15 protein-coding genes and 1 riboswitch are annotated in these 23,852 nt (G+C 54.3%); of the genes, 8 read left to right on the top strand and 7 right to left on the bottom strand.

Annotated elements, in window-relative coordinates:
• Positions 1-287: 287 nt before the first annotated feature.
• The 7 genes from MTP39_RS04895 to MTP39_RS04865 all read right to left on the bottom strand — a co-directional run bounded on the left by MTP39_RS04895 (position 288) and on the right by MTP39_RS04865 (position 11,084).
• Positions 288-833, bottom strand: coding sequence for a GNAT family N-acetyltransferase (locus MTP39_RS04895; RefSeq protein ID WP_249241664.1), 546 nt, complete (start codon positions 831-833; stop codon positions 288-290).
• 16 nt (positions 834-849) lie between these two features.
• Entirely contained in the window at positions 850-1,596 is a 747-nt protein-coding gene (locus MTP39_RS04890) for a GNAT family N-acetyltransferase (protein WP_249241663.1), read from the bottom strand.
• 20 nt (positions 1,597-1,616) lie between these two features.
• Positions 1,617-2,042, bottom strand: a complete 426-nt coding sequence (locus tag MTP39_RS04885) for an RNHCP domain-containing protein (protein WP_015536987.1) — start codon at positions 2,040-2,042, stop codon at positions 1,617-1,619.
• Positions 2,043-2,222: 180 nt separating this feature from the next.
• Complete coding sequence (locus tag MTP39_RS04880; RefSeq protein WP_249241662.1) at positions 2,223-2,852, bottom strand: TetR/AcrR family transcriptional regulator; 630 nt, start codon at positions 2,850-2,852, stop codon at positions 2,223-2,225.
• Positions 2,853-3,037: 185 nt separating this feature from the next.
• Entirely contained in the window at positions 3,038-5,986 is a 2,949-nt protein-coding gene (locus tag MTP39_RS04875; protein ID WP_249241661.1) for a hybrid sensor histidine kinase/response regulator, read from the bottom strand.
• A gap of 5 nt (positions 5,987-5,991) precedes the next feature.
• Positions 5,992-7,857, bottom strand: coding sequence for an ABC transporter substrate-binding protein (locus tag MTP39_RS04870; protein ID WP_249241660.1), 1,866 nt, complete (start codon positions 7,855-7,857; stop codon positions 5,992-5,994).
• Between the two features lie 407 nt (positions 7,858-8,264).
• Positions 8,265-11,084 carry a hybrid sensor histidine kinase/response regulator gene (locus tag MTP39_RS04865; protein ID WP_249241659.1) on the bottom strand — a complete coding sequence of 940 codons (2,820 nt, stop codon included), beginning with the start codon at positions 11,082-11,084 and terminating at the stop codon, positions 8,265-8,267.
• 594 nt (positions 11,085-11,678) lie between these two features.
• Positions 11,679-11,753: riboswitch (cyclic di-GMP riboswitch) on the top strand.
• A gap of 256 nt (positions 11,754-12,009) precedes the next feature.
• Between MTP39_RS04865 and MTP39_RS04860 the strand changes: the two genes are divergently transcribed.
• From MTP39_RS04860 to MTP39_RS04825, 8 genes are all read left to right on the top strand, one after another.
• On the top strand, positions 12,010-14,853 hold the full coding sequence (locus tag MTP39_RS04860) for a transporter substrate-binding domain-containing protein (protein WP_249241658.1): 2,844 nt from the start codon (positions 12,010-12,012) through the stop codon (positions 14,851-14,853).
• 306 nt (positions 14,854-15,159) lie between these two features.
• Entirely contained in the window at positions 15,160-16,143 is a 984-nt protein-coding gene (locus MTP39_RS04855; protein ID WP_249241657.1) for a TRAP transporter substrate-binding protein, read from the top strand.
• A 251-nt stretch (positions 16,144-16,394) separates the two neighbouring features.
• Positions 16,395-16,958 carry a TetR/AcrR family transcriptional regulator gene (locus tag MTP39_RS04850; protein ID WP_249241656.1) on the top strand — a complete coding sequence of 188 codons (564 nt, stop codon included), beginning with the start codon at positions 16,395-16,397 and terminating at the stop codon, positions 16,956-16,958.
• Positions 16,955-19,336, top strand: coding sequence for a glycoside hydrolase family 2 protein (locus tag MTP39_RS04845; protein WP_249241655.1), 2,382 nt, complete (start codon positions 16,955-16,957; stop codon positions 19,334-19,336). Before MTP39_RS04850 ends, MTP39_RS04845 begins: the two co-directional genes overlap by 4 nt.
• A complete protein-coding gene (locus MTP39_RS04840) occupies positions 19,327-20,712 on the top strand; it encodes a glycoside-pentoside-hexuronide (GPH):cation symporter (RefSeq protein ID WP_249241654.1) in 1,386 nt (461 codons plus the stop codon). Before MTP39_RS04845 ends, MTP39_RS04840 begins: the two co-directional genes overlap by 10 nt.
• The gene (locus tag MTP39_RS04835) at positions 20,705-22,306 is read left to right on the top strand and encodes a glycoside hydrolase family 36 protein (protein WP_249241653.1); all 1,602 of its coding nucleotides are present in this window, start codon (positions 20,705-20,707) and stop codon (positions 22,304-22,306) included. Before MTP39_RS04840 ends, MTP39_RS04835 begins: the two co-directional genes overlap by 8 nt.
• 106 nt (positions 22,307-22,412) lie before the next feature.
• Positions 22,413-23,213 carry an SDR family oxidoreductase gene (locus MTP39_RS04830; RefSeq protein ID WP_249241652.1) on the top strand — a complete coding sequence of 267 codons (801 nt, stop codon included), beginning with the start codon at positions 22,413-22,415 and terminating at the stop codon, positions 23,211-23,213.
• A gap of 200 nt (positions 23,214-23,413) precedes the next feature.
• Complete coding sequence (locus tag MTP39_RS04825) at positions 23,414-23,821, top strand: YbaN family protein (RefSeq protein WP_442899416.1); 408 nt, start codon at positions 23,414-23,416, stop codon at positions 23,819-23,821.
• Positions 23,822-23,852: the final 31 nt, after the last annotated feature.

Below are 23,852 nucleotides of genomic sequence, written 5' to 3'. Positions count from 1 at the left end.
TTGTCCGCCAACCATATTACGCCCCAAACAGCTTCATCTTGATAATCAGCGGCTTGGAGACCATACTTGCGACCAAGAAAGTCTATCAGCATGACCGCGCCTTTCATATGGACGAATATACGTTTATTTTTCTTTTCTCACATTGCATAAGGTGTGCACAAAAGCGAGACTGTTGGGAGAGCGTTCGGTTCGCATCCGAGAGGTCAAGGGTTCGAATCCCTCTAGGTCCATAAAAACAAAACGTCCTGCCGTGTCCCGGCAGGGCGTTTTGTTTTTTATGATAAAATTTATAATTCCAGCCGCATGGAGATCAGTTCCTGATATCCAGCGTTCCGAGAGCGAAAACCTTTTGGGTTTCTGCCATATTCCACAAACCCTGCCATCTGGTACATGGAGATTGCTTTTGCATTTTCCGCCACTACCTCCAGCTCCAACTGAGCGTATCCGGCGGCTTTGGCACATTGGATACAGACTTCCATCAAGGCTCGCCCAATGCCCAGACCCCAATACGCTTTTAGGATACTGATGCCAAATTCAGCACGATGTGCCACTTTATACTGCGGTCCGATCGCATCGATCCCGGCAGTTCCTGCCACTTTACCATCCACAAAGGCGATCAGCTCAATTTCATTCGGGCTGGTTTCTTTTTTCTCCAAGTAGCGGCTTTCCTGTTCCGCGTCAAGGTGATTTTCGTCGGGATAACTCAGCAGATAATCTGTTTCTGCGTGTGTCAGATCAAAGTTTTCAAGCACGGCACTTCCATCGGATGCCACGCCGTTTCGGATGTGGACTTCCAATCCTTTTGGAGTGATAATCGTTTGATCGTATTTCATTTTTTTCCTGAATCCTTCAATCCGCTGCGCCTGCTAATTTCAAGAATTTCTTGTCCGACTGGATGCTCTGGGTCACAAACTTCCCATCCCTGAACAGTGCATAGGTGGTAACAGGTGCAGGCACATTCTGTGCCGTTTCTTTCTCTGTGATGTGGATGGCTTTGAACGGAATCCCGTGTTCCTTTGCCGCCTCCTGCACCTTTGGCACCCAATAATAGGTGTAAGGGCACTGGTCGGTATAATAAAGGACAAAGCCGTTCTCCTCCACCTTGGGGTACTTGGCGCAGGCTTTGAATTTTGGCGGCTGGGCATTCTCTGCAAGGGGCAGGTACATGAGGTTGATTCCGCAATCGGAGGTGTCCGAGACCTTAAAGCCCTTATGGGTCAAAAACTTGGGGTCAGCGAGAAACTCCCGTTTGCGCCCCTCGGCACACAGAATACAAACGCCGTTTTTGCCCTGCGCCTTGGCATCCCGAAGACATTCTTCCAGCAGTTCGCCGGAATAGCCGTGTCCCTTCATGGAGCCGGAGACCCACAGACAGTTGATATAAAGCCAGCCTGCCGCATCAATGGGCACCCATGCGTTTTCTGCCGGGATGTACTCGATAAAGCACTTGCCGCGCTCTGCACTGCGGTAAAAAACAAGCCCCTCCTCAAAGCGCTGCTTGAGCCATTCCTTCTTGGCAAGGCTCTGTTTGCCGGACATGGCACAGCAGATGTGTTCCTTGTCGATGTTTTCCTTGGTAACTCTGATATAGTCCATCTTGCAATTCCTCCTGCGGCTTACCGCATCCGTCCATCGCCGCCCATCAAGGCGGTCATTTCCTCAATATAATCCAGCGGGAACGGCGGCGAGCACAGCGGCTTCATGGCAATGCTCATAAGCTTCATGGGGTTATCGTCTGCCGCCACCCGGTTGGAGCTGAGTTTTCCACAGCGTTTGCAGCGGTGGATGATGGCCCACTCGCCGCCCTTGCGTACCCAGACGGCCACCGGCTCCATGATGCCGCCGCAATCGGAGGCACGGTCGCCGGGTTCTTCGTCCACATGAAGGCTGGACAGGCAGTTGGGGCAATGGTTGCGGTGGTCGCTCCCGGCATTTTGCGGGGTGCAGACCCGTCCGCAGACTTTGCAGGTAAAGGTGTCGTTGCAGGCGTGGGTCTTATAGTAACCTTTTTCAAAGGTCTTTCGTTTATTTTCACGGTTCATGGTATCGTCCTCCTGAAGAGTTGTGTCTGTTCGTCCTCGGGAGGAGTGGCTTGTGGTATTTGCCAGACCTCCCGGTCAGCCCACAAGTCCCAGTGCAAATGTTGTATGTTTCAAAAAGCTCTCCTTTGATCATAGCATTTATGGCGTTTTTCTACTTCAATATAAAATTCAAAAATTCCTTTATTTTTCACCTCCCTCGATGTTAAAAGTACGGAAGAACAGCCTTACATGGGCGTCCAGCTTTGCAAGACTTTCGGCTTCCCGTTCCGGCTGGCGGTCGCAGACGCTCAGTAGGACGATGATCGGTGAAACATACATCCACGCCAGCGTATCAGGGTCTTCGTTTCGCAGTTCGCCGTTTGCAACCAGCGCACGGAAGATGCCTGCATGGTAGGAGATCATCCAATCCACATAGCGTTTGGAAAGCAGTTCGGCAAATTGGGGGGAACGGAACTGCTCCAGTGTCATCATCCGGCGGAACTGGCTGATGGTTTTATCATGCAGCGAATAAAGGAAAATCTGCCGGACTTTTTCAACCAGCAGCTCCTCCGAGATGTGGGAGAAAACTGGGATGTCCTTTTGGGAATCCTGTACATGGACTGAAATTTCAGCAGTGTCTTTTTGGTAGTGCGCCGAAGTCGTCTCTAAAATTGCATCAAAAATCGCCTGCTTGCTGGGGAAATGGTTGTACAGCGAGGGTGCCTTGATGCCGACCGCCTTTGCAATTTCACCCACACTGACGGCGTCGTATCCTTTGGTCGAAAACAGTTCTAGAGATTTTTCCAGAATGCGCTGCTTGGTATCTTCCATTTTCCTTTGCCCTTTGCTAACTAATATTCGTTAGTTCTACTATAATCAAAAAAGTTCTCATTGTCAAGAGGTTTTTAAAGACAATGGGAACAAAAAGCACCCGCAGCAGGCTTTTCAGAGGTTTTGGCCTCCGGACGCAAATGCTGCGGGTGCATTCTTTTTTATTCACCTGACCGGCGGTTGGTTCACAAAATTTTGTGCAGTTCCTGCACAAGGTCGCCGATCACGATGGGCTTGGACAAAAAGCCGTTCATGCCGCTTTCCAAGGCGTTGCGGCGATCCTCGTCAAAGGCGTTGGCGGTCATGGCAAGGATCGGCAGCTTTGCCCGCGCAGGGTCGTCCAGCGCGCGAATTTTCCGGGTGGCGGTATAGCCGTCCATGATCGGCATCTGCACGTCCATCAGCACCAGATCGTAGCTGCCCGGCGCGGCGGTGCTTACCTTTTCCACCGCTACTGCGCCGTTTTCCGCTGAATCAACAAGGAAGCCGTACTCCCGCAGAATTTCCTGTGCGATCTCGCGGTTCAGCTCGTTATCCTCCACCAGCAGGATGTTCTTGCCCTTGAAGTCGGCGTTCTTATCCGGCAGAAGCCCCTGCGCCACATCCGTCTGTTTCTGGCCGAGTGCGCTCATCAGGGTCTCGCGCAGGTCGGACATGAACATGGGCTTGGAGCAGAAGGCGGTCACACCGGCAGCTTTTGCCTCCACCTCGATATCCGACCAGTCGTAGGCGGTCAGGATGATAATGGGCGTATCATCGTGCAGGCTGCGGATGCGGCGGGTGACCTCGATGCCGTTCATATCCGGCAGACGCCAGTCGATGATATAGGCGTGGTAGGCATCGCTCATCTCGATGGACTGCCGTGCACGCAGCACCGCTTCCTTGCCGGAAAGGGTCCACTCGGCGCGCATACCCACCTTGACCAGCATCTTTGTCACGCTGTCGCAGGTGTTGAAGTCGTCATCCACCACCAGTGCTTTCAGGCCTTCCAGCTCGGTGATCTTTTCCACCGGACGCTGCTCGGTCTGTGCGCGCATGGGCACGCAGACGGTAAACTCGGTGCCCTTGCCCTGCGCTGTCTGCACCTCGATGGTGCCGCCCATCATATCCACGATGTTTTTGGTAATCGCCATACCAAGGCCGGTGCCTTGGATGCGGCTTACCGTGGAGGTGCGCTCCCGCTCGAAGGGCTCAAAGATCTTTTTGGCAAACTCCGGGCTCATGCCGATGCCGTTATCCTTGATGCGGAACTCGTACTGTCCGCAGCCGCGCACCTTACCGGCAAGCTGCCGCACCCGTACCGAGACCGTGCCGCCCGCCGGGGTAAACTTGATGGCGTTGGACAGCAGGTTCAGCAAAATCTGATTCAGCCGGGTCTTGTCGCAGTAGACGTCCTCGTCGGTCACGTCCATGACGTCCATGTAAAGCTCCAGTTGCTTTGCATAAATTTGCCCGCTGACGATGGTTTTTAAATCGTGCAGCACATCCGAAAGGTTGACTTCCACCTCTTCCAGATGGATCTTTCCGCTTTCAATGCGGCTCATATCCAGCACATCGTTGATGAGGGAGAGCAGATGGTTGCTGGATGCAAGGGTCTTGCCAAGATAATCCTTCACCCGCTCTGTATCGTTGATATTGCTGAGCGCCAGCGTAGTAAAGCCGATGATGGCGTTCATGGGGGTGCGGATATCGTGGGACATATTGGAAAGGAAGGTACTCTTGGCGCGGTTGGCAGTCTCGGCGGCAGCAACGGCATTGGAAAGCGCCTGATTCACCTGCTTGTCGGCGGTGCGGTCGGACATGACAAGGATGTGTTTGGTTCTGCCCTCCACCTCGCTGCCCATGGCAACGATGTGGAACCAGCGCCGCTCCCCGGTTTCCAGATGCACATACTCATCATCCCATTCGCGCTGCTGCCCGCTGAGAAGCCCTTCCAGATAGTTTTTATCGCGTTCCGGGTCATCCTTCGGGTGCAGCGCTGCCAGAACACGGGCATCCTGCCGGACTTCTCTCCATGGGATACCCAGCAGCCGCTCAATGTTCGGGCTGACGTAATCCACCTTGGCGGTCTCTGCGTCCAGCATCAGGAAAACGTCGTCCACGTTCAGCGAAAGCTTCTGGAACAGCTCGTCCCGGTACGAGATCTCGGTATTCTTCCGGCGCAGGGTCGTATGGTTTCTGCGCACAATGAGCAGAATGATCATCAGAGCAAAACCGGCGGCAATGCCCGCCACGATCTGTATGGTATGGAACCACAGCTTATCCAGACTGGCATTGACGACCCTGACCGGCACAAGCCCCACCATCGTCCAGTTCTGGACTGCCGTGCCCTCGTAGACCAGATAATAGCTGATGCCGCCCAGCGTCACCCTCAGGTTTCCGCTGCTGCCCTGCGCAAAAGCATTGGACAGCTCCGTGATCTGTTTCTCGGAAAGATCGGAATAGCTTCGCAGCATCGCAATGAAGTTGTAAACGGTCTCCTTGCGGTTTACGGAGTTGTCGATAACCACTCGCCCGTCCGGGTAGATGACATAGTTGCTGGCATTGCCCTCAAAGGCAGAGTTGTCCAGCAATCTAAGCACCGCATCATTATAATAAGAGATGGCAATGGCATCGTAGGCAAAGCCCCGGTAGCTGCCCTGCGTTTCGGGACAGATGAACGCAAGCATCTGGGGCTTGCCGGGCAGCGCCGTGTTCACAACGACATCCTCATCATGGGCGAGCTTTTCGTCCAGATTGGTCTGCAAGCCAAGATAGCCGGTCTCTCCGGTCACGGTCATGTAGTTGCCGTCGTAGGTAAGAAAGTAAAAGTCGGCAAATCCGGTATTCTGCTGCGCTTTCTCGATATACGCCTGAATTTCGGCTTCATCGGAGGTGTTTTCCAAAAAATCGTTGTACAAGTGCAGATAGGTCAGGTTTTTGCGCACCATCTCCTTCAGCATATTGTTGGATTTATGCAGCACCTCTTCCAGATGCGAGGTGCTTTCCTGATAGATGGTCTGCGACACAAACGAGATGTACCGCACGCTGAGCCCGACTGCCAGTAAGACCAGCAGAAGGATAGCGGCAGCGGCAGGCAGCCACTTTTGCCGGGGATGGCAGCTCCGTTTTGGTTTACGCTTTTCGTCTGCCATTCCGCTCACCTCAGTGTCATGTAGTTTTCAGGCTCTGCAAGCGCTGCGCCGCCGCCGGAAACGTGATCACGCCATGTGTTTTTCACCCATGTATCTTCGCCCGCAGACGTACCGCTTCCGCTTGCAGGCAGCGCTTCCATCTGCTTTTCCGCTGCCAGACAGGTCACGGTAACGGTGTCGTCATCCCGCAGCGGCTGCCCGTTCCGGGTGATGCCAGTCAGGGTATAGCTGCCGTTATTCTCCTTTACCTCCACGGCAATACCGCTGACGATCGGCAGAGAACCACGATTGAAGGGCACAAAGCCGCCCTCGCAGCCTTCCACAAAGGCGCGGACAGTTTCCTTCAGCTCAGCACCGGTCATGGTGCGTTGGCGGGACATCAGACTGTTGGGCATGATCATGGAAGCTGCCATTTTCTGGTTATAATCCGCTTTCAGCACACTGCCGGTAAAGCTGTTTGCGGTGGCCAGCAGCACATCCGTGCCGTAAACGCCGCGCAGCGTGTTTGCCATAACCGAGAAGGCAGCGTTGCCGCCGTTTGCGTGGAACACGTTGGAATAGCTCTTCTCGCTGGTCAACACGGGCTCGTCCGCAGCAGGCTCCTCTTCGGCGAGAAGCTGCGCATTGAATGCCTGATACGCCTGTTTTGCCGTGTACTCGCCCGCGATCATTTTGGAGACGACATCCTTAGAGATAGCAAAGAAATCGTTGGAGGCAATGCGGATATACATGTGGTTTTCTTCCACCACATCGCGCACATCCTTCATGTACTCGGTCAGGCGCAGGGGGACGTTCTGGCTGTAGCTCAGCATGTCCTGTCCATCGGAGATAATGCGGTTCTGCGCCTCCTCAGAGAGCATAACGTTCAGCACCTTCATGGCTATTTCGCGGCGCGCGGTGTCCTGCTCGAGATCTCGGTTCAGGGCAACTTGGAAATACGGGGTGGTCATGATCCACTTTTCGCCGTTCTGGCTGAAGAAGGGCATAAAAATGGTGTCGATGCCCTCATCCTGAAACATCTTGACCCCGGCAGAGCTGCCAAAGTACATGGCAACCTCCCCGTTCCGGAACAGATTCATCACGGGATCGTAAGTCTGTGCAAGGTCGTCTGCTGTGAGGTGGGTATCCTGAATGAACTGCTCCATCCGCTCAAAGGCACCCGGCCACACGGTATCGTCCAGACCCACCCGCGCGGTGCTGGCGGGGTCGCTGTATGCGGTGCGCCACTTGCGCCCTTCCATCGTGGTAAGCTCGGCAGCGGAAAGCCCCTGCAGGGTTTCCATGCAGGTGTAGTCGTAGGCATAATCGGCGGTAAAGCCGCGGATGCCCACCGCTTCAAATGCCTGACAGGCGGAAACAAAGCTTGCGTAATCGGTGGGCAGCGGAATATCGTACTGCTCAAAAAGGCTGCGGTTGACCACAAAGCCGTGGGCATCCGCGCAGACCGGCAGCCAGTTCACGCTGCCGTCCTCGTTTTTAAAGCTGTTGAGGTAGGTGTTGTACACAGCGCCCGCCTCGTTGGTCATGGCAAGGTTCATCAGGCTGTCCTTCAGGGGTGCAGCGTCGTGCAGTGAGAACCGGCAGCAGGTGATGATATCCGGCAGACCGCCGTTCTGCTGCAAAAACTTGTAAAAATCCAGATCATTGTTGCCCACGATGAACTCAATGTTCACATCCGGCAGCTGGGACTGGATATAAGGCGCATAGGTCCCGTACAGGCTGGTGCTCCACAGATACACCTGAATGGTCTGGGCGTCCTCCTGTTTTTCCACCTCTTCCGGGCTTTTTGTGCCGCAGCCGGTCAGCAGGGACAGCCCCACCACCAGCGCCAAAAGCGCAGAAACAAGGCGGTGCCGTGTTCTTTTATTCATCAAATAATTCTCCTCACAACTCTTGGGCAGCTGCCGCTTTGCGGCAAAGCTGCTATGGCCTACTGCTTATACATCACCGCCCGCAAGAGTGTGCGCTGTAAAACCCGCCCACGGAAATGATGCCGCAATTTTTGCGTGCTTCCTGTTTTGCACTGCCCCTTTCCCGTGAAAAGGCACAGCACAAGAGAGACATAAAAATATTTTACCATTATCAGGAAGAATTTTCAATCAATTTTCACATATTTACTCACACAAAAAACACGCGCGTCCGATTTCTTTGCGGCAGTGAATGCGTCTTTTTGCAAAAGGCAGGTCACGGACAAACGTCCGGGCAAAGCTCCCTTTTGCGGGTATCGCATGCAGTGATCCGGCAGGGACAAAAATTTTTGCAAAAAATCAGTTCCGCATCAAAGGTATTTCCGGATGGTCGGCACAAGGATGTTCATATTGATCGGCTTTGCAACATGGTCGTTCATCCCGGCATCCAGCACCGCCTGTTTATCTTCGGAGAAGGCATTTGCAGTCATAGCAATGATGGGGATGCCTGCCTTTTGAGGGTCGTCCATCTGCCGTATCTTTTTTGCCGCATCGTAGCCGTTCATCACCGGCATCTGGATATCCATAAGGATCAGCCGGTAAGTTCCGTTCGCAGCCTTTTCCAGCATATCCACGCATTCCACGCCATCTTTTGCGCGGTCTACCGCGCAGCCTTCTTCCCGCAGCAGCTCGGTGGCGATCTCTGCATTCAGGTCGTTGTCCTCGGTCAGCAGGATCTTTACACCGCACAGGCTCTTTTCGTCCGAAGGAGTGGTCTCTCGTTTCGCCTGTGTTTCCTCCTGCGATGCAATGCGGCAGGGAATGGTCACGGTAAATGTGGAGCCAACACCGATTTTACTCTCCACTTCCACAGTGCCGCCCATCAGCCCGACCAGCTTTTTCACGATGCCCATTCCGATGCCGCTGCCCTCCACTTTGCTGACGGTGGAGGTGCGTTCCCGCTCAAAGGGCTCAAAGATGTGCTTCTGGAACTCCTGCGACATCCCGATGCCGTTATCGGCAACCGTGATCACCGTATCGCACCAGCCCTCTTTTTTGCCGGGTTTCTGCGTGACATCGCAGCGAATCGTGCCGCAGGCACCTGTGTATTTGACCGCGTTGCTGACAAGGTTCGTGCAGATCTCGGTCAGGTGCGGAATATCCACATAGACATACGGATACAGCAGATGTGTTGTCACCGTAAGCGTCTGCCCCTTGCTGTCTGCCTGATTCTGGAACATCGCAATGCAGTTACGGAAATCTTTTTCGACATCCGAAACCGAATACTCGATCTCTGTCTTGTCGTTCTCAATGCGGGCAAGGTCCAGCACATTGTTCAGCAGCACCAGCAGGTTCTGTCCGCATATCTGAATGTTCTCCATGTATTTTTCCAGCTTTGCAGGGGCGTCCAGATGCCGGGAGGCAAGGTCTGCGTAACCAATAATGGCGTTCATGGGGGTGCGGATATCGTGCGACATATTGAACAGGAAGGTGGACTTGGCGCGGTTCGCGCTCTCCGCTTTTTCCACGGCGACCTGCAATTTTGCATTCAGTTCCTGCGTATCGTTTGCGGCTTTCCTTGCAGCAGCTTCGGCTTTACGCGCCTTCTGGAGCAGCTTTAAAATCGTGAGCAGAACAGCTGCAACAGCAATGCTGCTGAGCAGCAGAACCATGAAGAAGTTATCCTTTATAAATTCGCTCAGGGTAACCTTCCGCGCGGAGCTCTTATACATAGCAATAGAGCCGACAAGCATATTGACCGGCATTGCCTTGATCGTTTTGTTCAGGATGGACAGCAGGCTGCTGTTTCCGCTATTGACCGCAAAACAGGATTTTACAGGGTTCAATAGCGGAACGCTGTAAAAGCTGTATTTCTTGCTATAATTTTCCTCACTGCTGATCCCGGTAACAAAGCAATCTGCCTGTCCGTCTTTGACCAGCTTTGCGGCATCCTCCTGTGTATCGCAGTCCACGATCTCCCACTGCGGATAATAAAACGTAAGGTACTTTTTCAGAGAGAGACTGTTTTGGGGCACGGCAATGCGGTTTACATTGTTTTCGTTAAAGTGCTGTTTGTTCGTGACCGCCATCAGGTTGGAGGTCCACGTTGTGTTGGTACAGGCAAAGTGATACTCTTCCGCCAGATTGGGGTTCTGGTCGCAATGGAAGATCATGTCGATCTCGCCCGATTTCAGCGCATCCAGTTCTGCTTCCTTGCTGTCATAGCCGACCAGCTGGAATTCCAGTTCCTGATTGCCCAGACAATCTGCTGCAAACAGAATATAGTCCGTGATTACCCCGGTAAGCTCCCCGGTAGCAGGGTCAAAGGTGCTGACGCCGCTGTCACTCGTCAGAAAGCCCATCTTGATGGTGCCGTGCTCTTTGAGCCACGCCTTTTCCTCCCCTGTAAGGATGGGCGTATAATCCATTGAGAAATATCGTTTGTACAGATCCGCCGTATAAAAAGGCGCAGCTTCGTCCAATGCGCGCATGGCACTGTCCAGTTCTTCCTTGAGATCAGGACGGTTTTTGTTGATCACATAGTAGATGCCGGATTCTCCCACACGGGTTATGGTCGAGATGCCACGCTCTGCCCAGAAGGATTCTTCCAGCGAAACAAAACAGTCGATCTCGTGATTTGCCAGCTTTTGCTTCACATCCTCGTTGTTGGAGATGTTGACGTGTTCCGTTTCCAGACCGTATTTTTCTTCCCACTCGGTCAGCATCACTTCCGGCTCCGTTCCCATCAGAACGCCGATCTTTTTGCCGTTCAGCGTCTTGAAGTCGGAGGCGGAGATGTCTGCGCGCGCGAGATCGGCGTAGAGGTAATATTTTTCCACTCCCATCGGCTCGTCTGAAAACAGCATCTCCTCAGCGCGGTCCTCCGTATAGGAAATATCGCCCATAATGTCGATCTCGCCGCTTTTGAGCTTTTCAAAGCAGTCTGACCAGTCGCAGGTCACATACTCGAACTGCCAGCCTGTATAGCCGGATAAGGTCGCCAGCAATTCGTAGCCGTAGCCCTTTCTTGCGCCCTTTTCGTTGACATAGTTGAAGGTGTCCTCAAACGAGCCGACACGAACAACCTTTGCAGGGGCGGTTTCCGCGGCAGCTTTCACAGGGAGCACGGCTGACAGTAGCAACAGTAGGCTCAGCATCACACAGGCGCTTTTCCGCGTCAAGGTCTGCATGGTTTCGCTCGTTCCAGAGTTTTTCATTTTATCCAATCTTTCTCCGCCCCAGACGGTCGCAGTTTGAGTTCATTTCCGTACTGCCGATTTTATAGCAGTTTGCGTTTTTAATGCACAAGCAACATCCGCAAACTGCATATCGCAAAGATGCCGTTTTAATTGGCACTATTTTTGAAAATTGCGATAGAAAGGTCATTGCAGCATTGATCTCGTCAGGTTGTCAGCAGCATTTTTGAACAGTTTTTACCTGTGTATATAATATGTATTATAGCATTGCCATGGAAATCCATCAAGAATTTTTTCGTTATGTAGGTATAAAGTCATAACCTTCGGCAGGCGGTACAGCGGAAAGCAGATCGTGCAGGTCTACGGCCTGACCAGCGAAAAGCTGAAACGGCTGACGGATGCGGAGTTTGCCGAACTGGAATTTACCCCGGACTGACTTTTGCCGCCTGCGGGCGGCGTACATATACTCTTTCCCTCAACTATGTGATTATGGTGTATCACTCCCCTCTGTTTGCTGTTTCAAAACATTTTTCGACTTTTTTCAAAAACGTCTTGGCAAGGATTTATTTCTATGGTAAACTTTTTGTAAAAGTTCATAGGCAAACCCGGCGCAAGTCGGCGACGCAAAGCTATAGGGACCCACCGGGTCAGCCAGTTGCCAGTAAGAAATTGCTGTTTTGCTGTCATCAGCAGATTTGCGGGTTTTCCAGAAACAGGAGTTGACAAAGGTGAATACCCAGCGATACACTGACAGCAGAGCAGAGCAGAGCAGAGCACCTATAATGTCCTGCTGTTTTCTGCTGTCCGTAAATATCGCTTTATGAAGTCAGATGACGCTTTCGGTCATGGGTTCGCCATGCCTTGAAAGCGTTTATTTGTTTTCCGGCGGCAGGGTTATAAAAATGGAGGGGGACATGTTATGAATGTTACAAAGCGAGCCAGAACTTGCGGGGGTCTGGCAATTCTAATGACGATGCTTCTGCTGACGGCATTGCTGTCTCTTTCGGCAAGCGCAGCAGAAACAGTAAGCCAGCATGAGCGTGTGAGGGTTGGCTTTTTTGCAATGGACGGCTATCACATGATGGACGAGGACGGAAACCGCAGCGGTTATGGCTACGATTTTCTCCGCTTGATGGCGCGCTACTGGGATGTAGACTATGAATACGTCGGCTATGACAAAAGCTGGGAAGAAATGCAGCAGATGCTGATCGACGGCGAGATCGACATGGTAACTTCTGCCCGCAGAACGCCTGAGCGCGAAGAATTATTTGATTTTTCCCGTCCGATCGGAACCAACAATGGTATCCTGACTGTCCGCAGCGATAATAGCACCATCGTTGAGGGAAAGTATAGTACCTACGATGGGATGCGTGTTGCACTCCTGCGCGGAAACTCCCGGAACGATGAATTTGCGGAGTATGCACGAACCAAAGGCTTCACTTACAAACCGGTCTATTTCGATTCGGCTGAGGAGATAGCAGAGGCACTTCAGAATGGAACGGTTGATGCCATTGTCACCAGTTCCCTGCGCAAAACGAACAATGAGCGCACCCTTGAAAAATTCGGCAGCAGTGATTTTTATGTGATCGTCAAAAAAGGAAACACTGAACTTCTGAATAAGATAAATTATGCGATTGATCAGATGAACGCTGCCGAAGGCAGCTGGAAAACGACCCTCTATAACAAAAACTACGAAACTACCGATACCAAAAATCTGGAGTACACGGAAGAAGAAAAGCGTATCATTGCCCAATATTCCAAGGAAAATCCCCTTCATGTTCTGTGCGACCCGACCCGGTATCCCTATTCCTATACAGAAAATGGCGAAGTAAAGGGCATTCTCCCGGACTATTTTCGGAAGATAGCAGACTATGCAGGACTCTCGTATGAGTTTCTTGTTCCTGCGACCAGAGATGAGTATATCGCATATCAAAGCAATAAGGATGCGGTAAACATCAGTATTGATGCACGATTGGATACGGATAATTACGCAGAGACCAAAGAATGGGGATTGACCGCTCCCTATATCACGATGCGAATGGCAAGAGTGACGCGGAGAGACTTTGATGGGAAGATCAATGTTGTCACCACAGTCAATCAGACCGCATCCACATCGATCGAAGATGTGCTGGCACCCGGTGCGGAAAAACTGATGTGCAGTACCCGTCAGGAGATGATGGAAGCTGTCCGCAATGGCAAAGCGGATGCAGCCTTTGTCTACTATCGCATGGCACAGGCATTCGTCAACAGCGACACAACAGGTACAATGACCTACACGCTGCTGGAACAACCCACATTCAGCTACCGCATGGTGGTTTCCTCTACGGAAAACCATGCGCTGGCAGGTATCCTGACAAAAGCAATGTACGCAATGCCGGATAATCTTGTTGAAGACCTTGCAACACAGTACACCACTTATAAAGCAACGAATCTGACACTTGCAGATATGATCCGTCTGCATCCGGTCACAGCTGTCGCCATCACCGTATTTATCTCGTGGATGGCGGTCACAATGATCATTATCGTGAACCGCTTGCGGACACGCAGAAAATTACAGCTTGCAGCCCAGCAGAAAGCGAAAGAAATGACTGTCCTTGCAGAGCAGGCGCAAGCAGCCAGCAAAGCCAAAAGCACATTCCTTTCCAATATGTCCCACGACATCCGCACCCCTATGAACGCCATCATCGGCTTTACAAATATTGCATTGCATCAGGATTCTGTGCCGGAAATGCACAATTGTCTGAAGAAGATCGAGGAAAGCTCGGACCATCTGCTGTCCCTGCTGAATGATGTGCTGGATATAAGCCGCATCGAGAGCGGAAAGGTGGAGTTTTCCCCTGTTCCGGCGAATATCACCGCAGTTACAGACAGCGTGATTGAGATCGTGAAGGGGATGCTTCTGAACCGGGAACTGAACTTTGAAGTGCATCGTGAACCGCTGCAAAATCCCTATGTCATGACGGAACCCGTCCGTATCCGGGAAATTCTGGTCAATATCCTGAACAATGCCGTGAAATTTACCAAGGATGGCGGCACCATCCGTTTTGATGCAGGCAGCCGTCCGGGAGCCGATGCACAGCACATCGTGATTTGCTATCGGATCAAAGATACCGGCATCGGTATGAGCGAAGAGTTCCAGAAAAAGCTCTTTGACGAATTTGCACAGGAAGAAAATGGCGTACGGACACAGTATAAGGGCACGGGTCTGGGAATGCCCATCTCAAAGAAGTATGTTGAACTGATGGGCGGCACGATCACAGTAGACAGCCGGAAGGGCGTCGGTACAACCTTTACCGTAGAGATTCCCATGGAATTGACAAATGCTGAGAAAGTCGAAAAAACAAAGCCGCTTGTACAGCACAATGACCTGAAGGGGATCAAGGTGCTTCTGGCAGAAGATAATGATCTGAACGCCGAACTTGCCACGATTCTGTTGGAAGATTTGGGAATGACAGTAACGCGTGCAGCAGATGGGCAGGAAGTTGTTGATCTGTTCGCAGAGCATCCGGCGGGCACTTATGATATTATCCTGATGGACATTATGATGCCTAAAATGGATGGACATCAGGCGGCAAAGGCGATCCGAGCAATGTATGCTGACCGCTCGGATGCAGAAGAGATTCCCATCATCGCATTGTCGGCAAATGCTTTTTCGGAGGACGTTCAGGCATCTCTGGACGCAGGCATGAACGGTCATGTTTCCAAGCCTCTTAACATGGAAGAAGTAACCAAAGTTATTGAGCGTAACTTGAACAGGCCGTAACTCCAGCGGATTAATACCTACATATTTCCCCCAAGCGGGCGACCACAAAAAGGCTGCCCGCTATTTTTATACCCTATGTACTATGTGGCCATCATCGGCGGCCTGCTGCTGGTCACCTTTATCCCGGCAGTGTCTACCGCACTGCCGCAGGCAATGGGCCTGATGTAACTGAGACATCTCCTTCTTGTTCGTATTCTTCTTCTCCTAAAAAGGCGGTACCTGCTTTGCGGCAGGCACCGCCTTTTTCTGTCTCTTGCACAAAGGCAGTCTTGTGCGCTATACTATCTGCAAAGGGAGGGAGACACCATGCGCAGACGGACTTTTTTAGCCGGGCTGGGCTTTGCGGCTTTGCAGCTGGCAGGCTGTACCGCAAAGCTGCCGACCACACCGGACTATGTGCTGACCTATGCCGATAACCAGCCCGCCGGGTACCCCACTACGCAGGGCGCACAGTATTTTGCGGACCTTGTGCAGCAGCAGACCGGGGGCAAGGTGGTCATTCAGGTCAAAGCGAACGGCGAGTACGGCTCGGAACAGCAGGTGTGGGAACAGCTTGCCATTGGCGGCGTAGATTTTGCGCGTGTGTCGCTCTCGGTGGCCACGGACGATCTGCCCCGGCTCAACGTGCTGCTGCCGTATCTCTACCGGGATGCCGACCACATGTGGCGCGTGCTGGACGGCAGCATCGGGGCAGAGTTTTTGCAGGACTTTACCGCACAGGGGCGGGTGGGCCTGAGCTGGTACGACGCGGGTGCCCGCTCGTTTTATGCCCGTCAGCCAGTGCGCAGCCTGAACGATTTACAGGGCAAGACCATCCGCGTGCAGGATTCGCAGATTGTGATCGACATGATCCGCCTGCTGGGTGCAGTGCCGGAGACCACGGCGTACAGCGATGTGTACTCGGCGCTTGAGACCGGGCAGGTCGATGCCGCTGAGAACAACTGGCCGGCCTACTATTCCATGGAGCACTACAAGGTTGCGCGGTACTATATGACCGATGAGCACAGCCGCGTACCGGAGGTGCAGCTGGCTTCCGGCCGCACATGGGACGCACTGCCGGAGGAATACCGGCAGATCCTGCAAGCGTGCGCCCGGGCATCGGCGCAGTACGAGCGCCAGCTCTGGGCGCAGGAAGAAACTGCCGCCCGCAAGGCAGCCATTGCAGGCGGCTGCTTTGAGCTGCCGCTGCCCGAAGAAGAAATGCAGAACTTCCGGCAGCTGGTGCAGCCGCTGTACCGGAAATACTGTGCCGACTATCTGCCGCTGGTGGAAGAGATACAGGCAGAGTGACAGCAAAAAAGGAACGATTCAAATAAACAGGCCCATAGCTTTGCGGTCGTCCCTGACAAAGGGTACCGTTTAATAAATATCCCCCGGCGGGCACGCAAGCCACGCCGGGGTTCTTTTTTGTCATTCTGCTGCAAAACATCTGCACTTTCTCAGCAGAACGCAGAAAATGCGGAAACCGCTTGATTTAGCTCGGTTTCCGCACTAGAATGGAAACCAGAAAGACAAATACAGTTTCCACAAGGAGGACGCTCATGCAGGAAAAGCTCGATGCGCTGGTGCGCACACAGGCCATGCAGCTGTTCCGTCAACAGGGGCTGCATTTCACCATGCAACAGGTGGCAGAGCCGCTGCACATCAGCAAAAAGACCATCTACACCGTTTACCCCTCCAAGGAGGCCCTTCTGCTGGACATGGTAGACCACGCCTTTGCGGACATCCACCGCTGCAAGCAGGAAATTCTGGCGGGCGGCGGTACTTTGCAGGAAAAGCTCCGGGCAGTCATCATTGCCATGCCGACGGAATACGCCGCGCTGGACCTGCGGCAGATGAAGGAACTGGACGAGAAATACCCGGTGGTAGCGGCACGGGTTCGCAGTCAGCTGGAAAACGGGTGGGAGCCCACCATGGCGCTGTTGGAGCAGGCTGTGGCTGAAGGGGTCATGCGTCCGGTGTCCCTGCCGGTGCTGCGGCAGATGATCACTGCATCCATCGAGAGTTTTCTGGCAGACCGCAGTCTGGCAGAAAGCGGGGTGCAGTATGTGGCTGTACTGGAAGAAATGATCTCGATTTTACTGGAAGGAGTGCTGCCGCGATGAGACACAGCTTTTGCGAGGATTGGGAGTTTACACGACACTGGACGGAAGCCTTTGGCAAGGGGCTGCCGGTGCCAAAACAGGAAGCCGTCCGCTTGCCCCATACCTGCCGGGAGGTGCCGCTGCACTATGCCTCGCCTGCCGATTACGAGATGGTCTGCGGCTACCGCAAACGGTTCCGGGTACCGCCGGTACAGGCTGCACCCCGGCTGTTTGTCCGCTTTGACGGCGCTGCTCATCAGGCGGTGGTGCGGGTCAACGGCAGGGTTGCCGGGCAGCACCGGGGCGGCTACACCGGCTTTGCGGTGGAGATCACCGACCTTGTGGACCGGGAGGGCGAAAACCTGCTGACCGTGCAGCTGGACACCCGTGAAGACCCGGCCATCCCGCCCTTTGGCTTTGTCATCGACTACCTGACCTACGGTGGGCTATACCGGGAGGTCTGGCTGGAAGCCACGGCAGAAAGCCGCCTGACCGACCTGTTCGTCTACACGCCCACCCTGCATGAGGCTGTGGTGCAGTGGACAGCAGAGCTTACGCCCGCAGCCGTGGCAGTACGCATCCGGCTGGAGACCGCAGACGGCACCCTGCTGGCAGAGCAGACCGCACAGGCGGCAGAAACCGGGAAGATGCAGCTTTCCGTCCCGGACGCACAGCCGTGGGATACAGAGCATCCGGTTTTGCATCATGCCGTGGCAGAGCTTTTGAACGCAGCCGGACAACCCATCGACCGCAAACAGGTGACGTTTGGTTTCCGCACGGCGGAGTTCCGGGCAGATGGCTTTTACCTCAACGGCAAAAAGACCTTTCTGCGGGGGTTGAACCGACACCAGAGTTATCCTTACATCGGCTATGCCGCCCCGGAAAGTCTGCAGCGGGAGGATGCCCGCATTTTGCAGGAGGAACTGCACTGCACCGCCGTGCGCACCAGCCACTACCCCCAAAGCCCATATTTTCTGGACGAATGCGACCGGCGGGGTCTGCTGGTGTTCACCGAGCTGCCGGGCTGGCAGCACATCGGAGATGCTGCATGGAAAGACGCCGCCTGTGAAATGCTGCGGGAGATGATCTTGCAGAACCGCAATCACCCCAGCATCATCCTGTGGGGCGTGCGCATCAACGAGAGCGTGGACGATGATGCCTTCTACACCCGCACCAACAAGATTGCCCATCAACTGGACCCCAGCCGTGCCACCTCCGGCGTGCGGTATCTGGAAAAAAGCCATCTGCTGGAGGATGTCTATGCCTACAACGATTTTTCCCACAACGGCACAACGCCCGGCGCAAAGCCCAAAAAGGACGTGACCCCGGATATGGGCAAGGCGCTGCTCATCTCGGAGTGCAACGGTCACATGTACCCCACAAAAGCCTTTGACGATGGTCCCCATCGACAGGAACACGCCCTGCGGCATGTCCGGGTTCAGAACGCCGCCTATGCCAGCGGAGAGCACGCCGGGTGCTTCGGCTGGTGCATGTTCGATTACCAGACCCACAAGGACTTTGGCTCCGGAGACCGTATCTGCTACCACGGCGTGCTGGACAGCTTCCGCAACCCGAAGCTGGCGGCGGCGGTCTATGCCAGTCAGGGCGATGCTGACCCGGTGCTGGTGGTCAGCTCTTCCATGGACATCGGCGACAACCCCGCCGGGCAGTTGGGCACAGCCTACGTTTTCAGCAATGCCCAGCAGGTAAGGCTTTACAAAAACGATGTGTTTGTCACTGCCCTGCGCCAAAGCGAGTGGACAGCGCTGCCCCATCCGCCCTTTGTGATGGACGACACCATCGGCGAGCTGCTGGAAACGCAGGAACACTTTTCTCCCTCCAAGGCAGCCGCTGTGCGGGATTGCCTGCTGGCTGCTGGGAAATACGGCTTGGCAGGACTGCCGATGGCCTACAAGGTCAAATTCGGCTGGTGTATGCTGCGCTACAAAATGAGCTTTGAAGATGGCGTGGCGCTTTACGGCAAATATGTGGGCAACTGGGGCGGCGAAGCCACCCGCTGGCGGTTCGACGCCGTGCAGGACGGCAACGTGGTGCGCAGCGTGACCCTTTGCCCCAGTGCAAAGCTGCACTTGGAGGTCAAGGCCAGCCGGACGGCTCTTCAGGAAAAAGACACTTACGATATGGCGGCTGTCCGGGTGCGCATTCTGGACGAGAACGACACCCCTGCCCCCTACGCACAGTTCCCGGTGCAGTTTACGGTAGAGGGAAACGCCGCCCTTGTGGGTCCGCAGACCGCCGTGGCAGAAGGCGGCATGACCGGAACCTATCTGCGCACCGTGGGCACTGCCGGAGAAGCCCTGCTGACCGTTTCTGCCCCGCAGACCCAGCCCGTTGTGCTGCGGTTCACCATTGAAAAGGAGGATGCTGTATGGAACTGACCCTGAAACAAAAAACCGCATTCGGCATTGGTGCCGTGGGCAAGGATATGGTATATGCCCTGTCGGCTTCTTACGTCATGTATTATTATCAGGATGTGCTGGGGCTCTCGGCAAGCTTTGTGGGCATCGTGCTCATGGCTGCCCGGTTCTTTGATGCCTTCAACGACCCCTTTATGGGCGTTCTGGTGGCAAAGACCCGCACCCGCTGGGGGCGTTTCCGTCCGTGGATCTTTTCCGGTACGCTGCTCAATGCGCTGGTGCTCTACGCCCTGTTTGCCGCCCCGGTGCTGGACGAAGCAGCGCTGATGGTCTACTTCAGCGTGGTGTACATCCTGTGGGGCGTCACCTACACCATGATGGATATCCCCTACTGGTCCATGATCCCTGCCGTGACCCGGACCCCCAAAGACCGGGAGAACCTTTCCATGGTGGGGCGTACCTGTGCGGGCGTTGGTTCAGCCCTCATCGCCATGTTCACCATGCTGCTGGTGGGCGCACTCGGCGGCGACAGCGAGCGCGCAGGCTTCCGCTGGGTGGCATTGATCGTAGCGGTAATTTTTGCAGTGACAGAGCTGGTGTGCTGCATTTCCATGAAAGAAACCACCCCCAGTGAGATGAAGACCGCCACCGTGAAGGAGATGTTCTCCGCCCTGTTCCGCAACGATCAGGCTATGGTAGTGGTGGGCAGCATCGTACTGATCAACTCGGCGCTGTACCTTACCTCCAACTTCATCATCTATTTCTTTAAATATGACCTTGGCGGCGCAGGCTGGAAAGCCACCTACACCCTGTTTTCCACCGTGGGCGGTGCGGCACAGATCCTTGGCATGATGGTGCTTTACCCCTTGCTGCGCAAAAAGTTCAGCAGCACGCAGGTATTTCACCTGAGTCTTGTGCTGGCGCTGTGCGGCTACGGCACCCTGCTGGTGTTCTGCCTGACCGGGCTTTCCCATAGCCTTGCCCTGCTGTGCATCCCGGGCGTGGTGGTGTTTGCCTGCAACGGGATGCTGACCGTGCTGACCACCCTGTTCCTTTCCAACAGTGTGGATTACGGCCAGCTCAAGACCGGACGCCGGGAGGAGAGCGTCATCTTTTCCATGCAGACCTTTGTGGTCAAGGCTGCCTCCGGCGTGGCGGTGTTCCTGACCGGCATCGGGCTGGATCTCATCGGTCTTGTGGGCAACACGGAGGAGGCCGGCCCCGTAGCAGTACAGAGCGCCGGAACGCTGCTGGGTCTGCGCCTGATGATGACCGTGCTACCCATGCTGGTGCTGGCAGGTGTGCTGGTGCTGTTCCGCCGCAAGTTCGTTCTGACCGATGCCCGCGCTGCCGAGATCAGCGCACAGCTCCACGGGGAGGAAACGCACCATGACTGAAACGCTGCACTGGTATGCGGAAACTTCCGGCGGCGTGCGGCAGGGCAATGCCCCGGTGCACCCGGGCTGCGGCGCGGTGCACCTGAATGCCGACCTGCCCGCCGGGACGCTGAAAACGGTGCGTGCTGAGCTGCCGTGGAAGATGATCGTCGAGGAGCGCTTATTCATGAACGGCTACCAAACATGGACATACAGCCCGGAGCTGGACCGGAACGGTAAGCTGCGCGGCACCGACCACATTCCCGCCTTTCTTCGCAAAAAATATGCCTTTGACCGCTACGGCGATTATCATTTTGCGCCTTACGGGCATAAAAAAGGGCAGAGCCACGGCTTTTCCTACTGCTATTTCCGCAAGGGAGCGCAGTTCCGGCTGGTGGCATCGTTGGACGAGAAGCCGGGCTACACCATCCTCCGCTACGACAGCGGCGAAGCCCTGCTGACGCTGGAGCGGGATTGCGCCGGGGTGGAGCATCCCGGCGGCAGTTTTGCCCTGTTCGACCTGTTTCTTGCCGAGGGCAGCGAGGCAGCGGTGTTCGACGGCTGGTTTCAGTCTATGGGCATCAAGCCCCGGACCGAGAAGAAACTGGCAGGCTATTCCAGCTGGTACAACCGCTATCAGGACATCACCGCGGATACCATCCGGGAGGACCTGACCGGATGCCGCAGCCTGCTTTGCCCGGGAGACCTGTTCCAGATCGACGATGGCTGGGAGCCGAAGGTGGGCGACTGGCTGGAAACAGATGCACAGAAATTCCCCCACGGGCTGAAAAGCATGGTGCAGGAGATCCACGCCGCCGGATTTCAGGCTGGGTTATGGCTTGCACCCTTTGTGTGCGAAAAGAACTCTGCCCTTTTCCGGCAGCACCCGGACTGGCTGCTGAAAGTGGACGGTGCGCCGTGGTGCTGCGGCAGCAACTGGAGCAGTTTTTATGCGTTGGATATCGACAACCCAGCCGTGCTGGACTATCTGCGCCGGGTATTCGACCGGGTGCTGAACGACTGGGGCTTCGACCTTGTCAAGCTGGATTTTCTGTACGGCGCCGCTCCCTTTGGCAATACCCATGAGAGCCGGGCAGCCCGGATGTACCATGCCATGGAGCTGCTGCGCAGCTGGTGTGGGCAAAAGCAGATCCTTGGCTGCGGCGTACCGGTGATGCCTGCCTTCGGGCTGGTGGATTACTGCCGTGTCAGTTGTGACGTGAGCTTGGACTGGGACGATGTGTGGTATATGCGCCTGTTCCACCGGGAGCGGGTGTCCACAAAACAGGCCATCAACAACACGGTATTCCGGCGGCAGCTCAATGGCCGCGCCTATGGCAGCGACCCGGATGTGTTCTTCCTCCGGGAGGAAAACTGCAAGCTGACGGCAGAACAAAAACGCGCCCTTGCCACGGTCAATGCCTTGCTGGGCAATGTGTTCCTTACCTCGGATATGCCGTCCTGCTACACACAAGCGCAGCGGGACGAGTACCGCCGTCTGCGCACTCTCTTTGAGCACGCCGCGCAGGTGCAGGCAGAAGTGGAAAACGGCCGCCTCTATATCCGGTATCTGCTGGATGGAACACCGCAAAAATTATGTTTCGACCTGCTCTGACAGTGCGAACAGATCACAACAAAACAACAACACCCGCCCGTGTATAGACAGCCGCTGTGCAATGCGGTATACTCTAAACAAATCAAAGATTTTCAGGAGGAAAATCATGTCGGGAGAAAACAACAAGGTCGTCATTGTTACCGGCGGAAGCTCCGGCATCGGGCGGTGTACGGCATCCGCTCTGAAAGAGAACGGCTGCATTGTCTACGAGTTCAGCCGCAGAAATATCCCCATGGAGGGCGTCACCCATCTATCCGTCGATGTGACCAATGAAGATGCGGTCAACGCCGCTGTGCAGCAGGTCATCCAAAAAGAGACCAAAATTGATGCAGTAATCAACTGTGCAGGTTTTGGCATTTCCGGTGCGGTGGAGTTTACATCCATGGAGCAGGCCAAAGCGCAGTTTGATGTGAACTTTTTCGGGACAGTCACTATAAATAAAGCGGTTCTCCCCTTCCTGCGCCGTCAGGGGAAGGGACATATCGTGAACATCAGCTCTGTTGCTGCCGTAGCACACATTCCGTTCCAGACCTTCTACTCCGCAAGCAAAGCCGCTGTTTCCTCTTACTCTTATGCGCTGGCAAATGAAGTCAAACCCTACGGCATCCATGTTACCGTCGTAGAATTGGGTGACATCTGCACCGGGTTTACAAAAGCACGTCAAAAAAGCATTCTCGACGATGATGAATACGGCGGGCGCATCTCCCGGAGCGTCAGTCAGATGGAGCATGACGATCAAAACGGCATGGACCCGGCACGCATTGGACGTTACATCGCCGGCATTGTGGAGAAAAAGAACCCGGCAGTCGTTTATGTTGCCGGTGCGCAGTATAAATTCCTGAGCCTTTTGTGCAAGCTTCTGCCCGCCGCAGCGCGCGGAAAGATCGTAGGGAAAATATACGGGTAACAGGCGCAACGCTCCGCAAAGTGCATCTTGACAAAGTTTCCAGAATATCGTATTATCTCTCCAGAAAAGTCGCCAACGGGCGGCTTTTCACAAGCCAAGAAGTTAGTTATAGCTAATATTCAAAGTCTCTGTTTTGAAACTATGACGGAGACGCTCGCCCTGCACTGCCGTACAGCAACACAAAAAATCAACAGGAGAAGATGATGAAAAAACTCTTAAAAGCATTTTGGATCGTACTGGGCTTTCTTTGCATGGTTCTGGGCACTGTGGGAATCGTGCTCCCCATTCTGCCCACTGTTCCCTTCTACATGGCGACCCTGCTCTGCTTTGCGAAAAGCTCTCAAAAACTACACGATTGGTTCGTAGGTACGAACTTGTACAAAAAGCATCTGGACAGCTTCATTCAGAAAAAAGCCATGACAGCCGGAACAAAATGCAAGATCATCGCAATGGTCACCGCTGTTATGGCCATCGGCTTTCTTTGCATGAAAAACGCGCCCATCGGCAGGGTCTGCATTGCAGTGGTGTGGGCCTGTCATTTGCTGTACTTCGCCCTGCGGGTCAAGACCATAAAGCCTGCTGAACAAGAACAGGAAAACGCAGAGTAAATCAAGCTTTGCAAAGCTGCGGCAGGGCATA

Source organism: Faecalibacterium sp. I3-3-33 (assembly GCF_023347295.1).
In the GTDB taxonomy this organism is placed as follows: Bacteria; Bacillota; Clostridia; order Oscillospirales; family Ruminococcaceae; genus Faecalibacterium.
This window is presented reverse-complemented; position numbering and strand designations above follow the sequence as displayed.

Bases quoted from the DNA above. Each gene is read 5' to 3' on its own strand.
- MTP39_RS04840 (WP_249241654.1), top strand. From the start codon at position 19,327: ATGGAACTGACCCTGAAACAAAAAACCGCATTCGGCATTGGTGCCGTG.
- MTP39_RS04860 (WP_249241658.1), top strand. From the start codon at position 12,010: ATGAATGTTACAAAGCGAGCCAGAACTTGCGGGGGTCTGGCAATTCTA.
- MTP39_RS04875 (WP_249241661.1), bottom strand. From the start codon at position 5,986: ATGGCAGACGAAAAGCGTAAACCAAAACGGAGCTGCCATCCCCGGCAA.
- MTP39_RS04895 (WP_249241664.1), bottom strand. From the start codon at position 833: ATGAAATACGATCAAACGATTATCACTCCAAAAGGATTGGAAGTCCAC.
- MTP39_RS04870 (WP_249241660.1), bottom strand. From the start codon at position 7,857: ATGAATAAAAGAACACGGCACCGCCTTGTTTCTGCGCTTTTGGCGCTG.
- MTP39_RS04835 (WP_249241653.1), top strand. From the start codon at position 20,705: ATGACTGAAACGCTGCACTGGTATGCGGAAACTTCCGGCGGCGTGCGG.
- MTP39_RS04890 (WP_249241663.1), bottom strand. From the start codon at position 1,596: ATGGACTATATCAGAGTTACCAAGGAAAACATCGACAAGGAACACATC.
- MTP39_RS04855 (WP_249241657.1), top strand. From the start codon at position 15,160: ATGCGCAGACGGACTTTTTTAGCCGGGCTGGGCTTTGCGGCTTTGCAG.
- MTP39_RS04845 (WP_249241655.1), top strand. From the start codon at position 16,955: ATGAGACACAGCTTTTGCGAGGATTGGGAGTTTACACGACACTGGACG.
- MTP39_RS04825 (WP_442899416.1), top strand. From the start codon at position 23,414: ATGATGAAAAAACTCTTAAAAGCATTTTGGATCGTACTGGGCTTTCTT.
- MTP39_RS04880 (WP_249241662.1), bottom strand. From the start codon at position 2,852: ATGGAAGATACCAAGCAGCGCATTCTGGAAAAATCTCTAGAACTGTTT.
- MTP39_RS04850 (WP_249241656.1), top strand. From the start codon at position 16,395: ATGCAGGAAAAGCTCGATGCGCTGGTGCGCACACAGGCCATGCAGCTG.
- MTP39_RS04830 (WP_249241652.1), top strand. From the start codon at position 22,413: ATGTCGGGAGAAAACAACAAGGTCGTCATTGTTACCGGCGGAAGCTCC.
- MTP39_RS04865 (WP_249241659.1), bottom strand. From the start codon at position 11,084: ATGCAGACCTTGACGCGGAAAAGCGCCTGTGTGATGCTGAGCCTACTG.
- MTP39_RS04885 (WP_015536987.1), bottom strand. From the start codon at position 2,042: ATGAACCGTGAAAATAAACGAAAGACCTTTGAAAAAGGTTACTATAAG.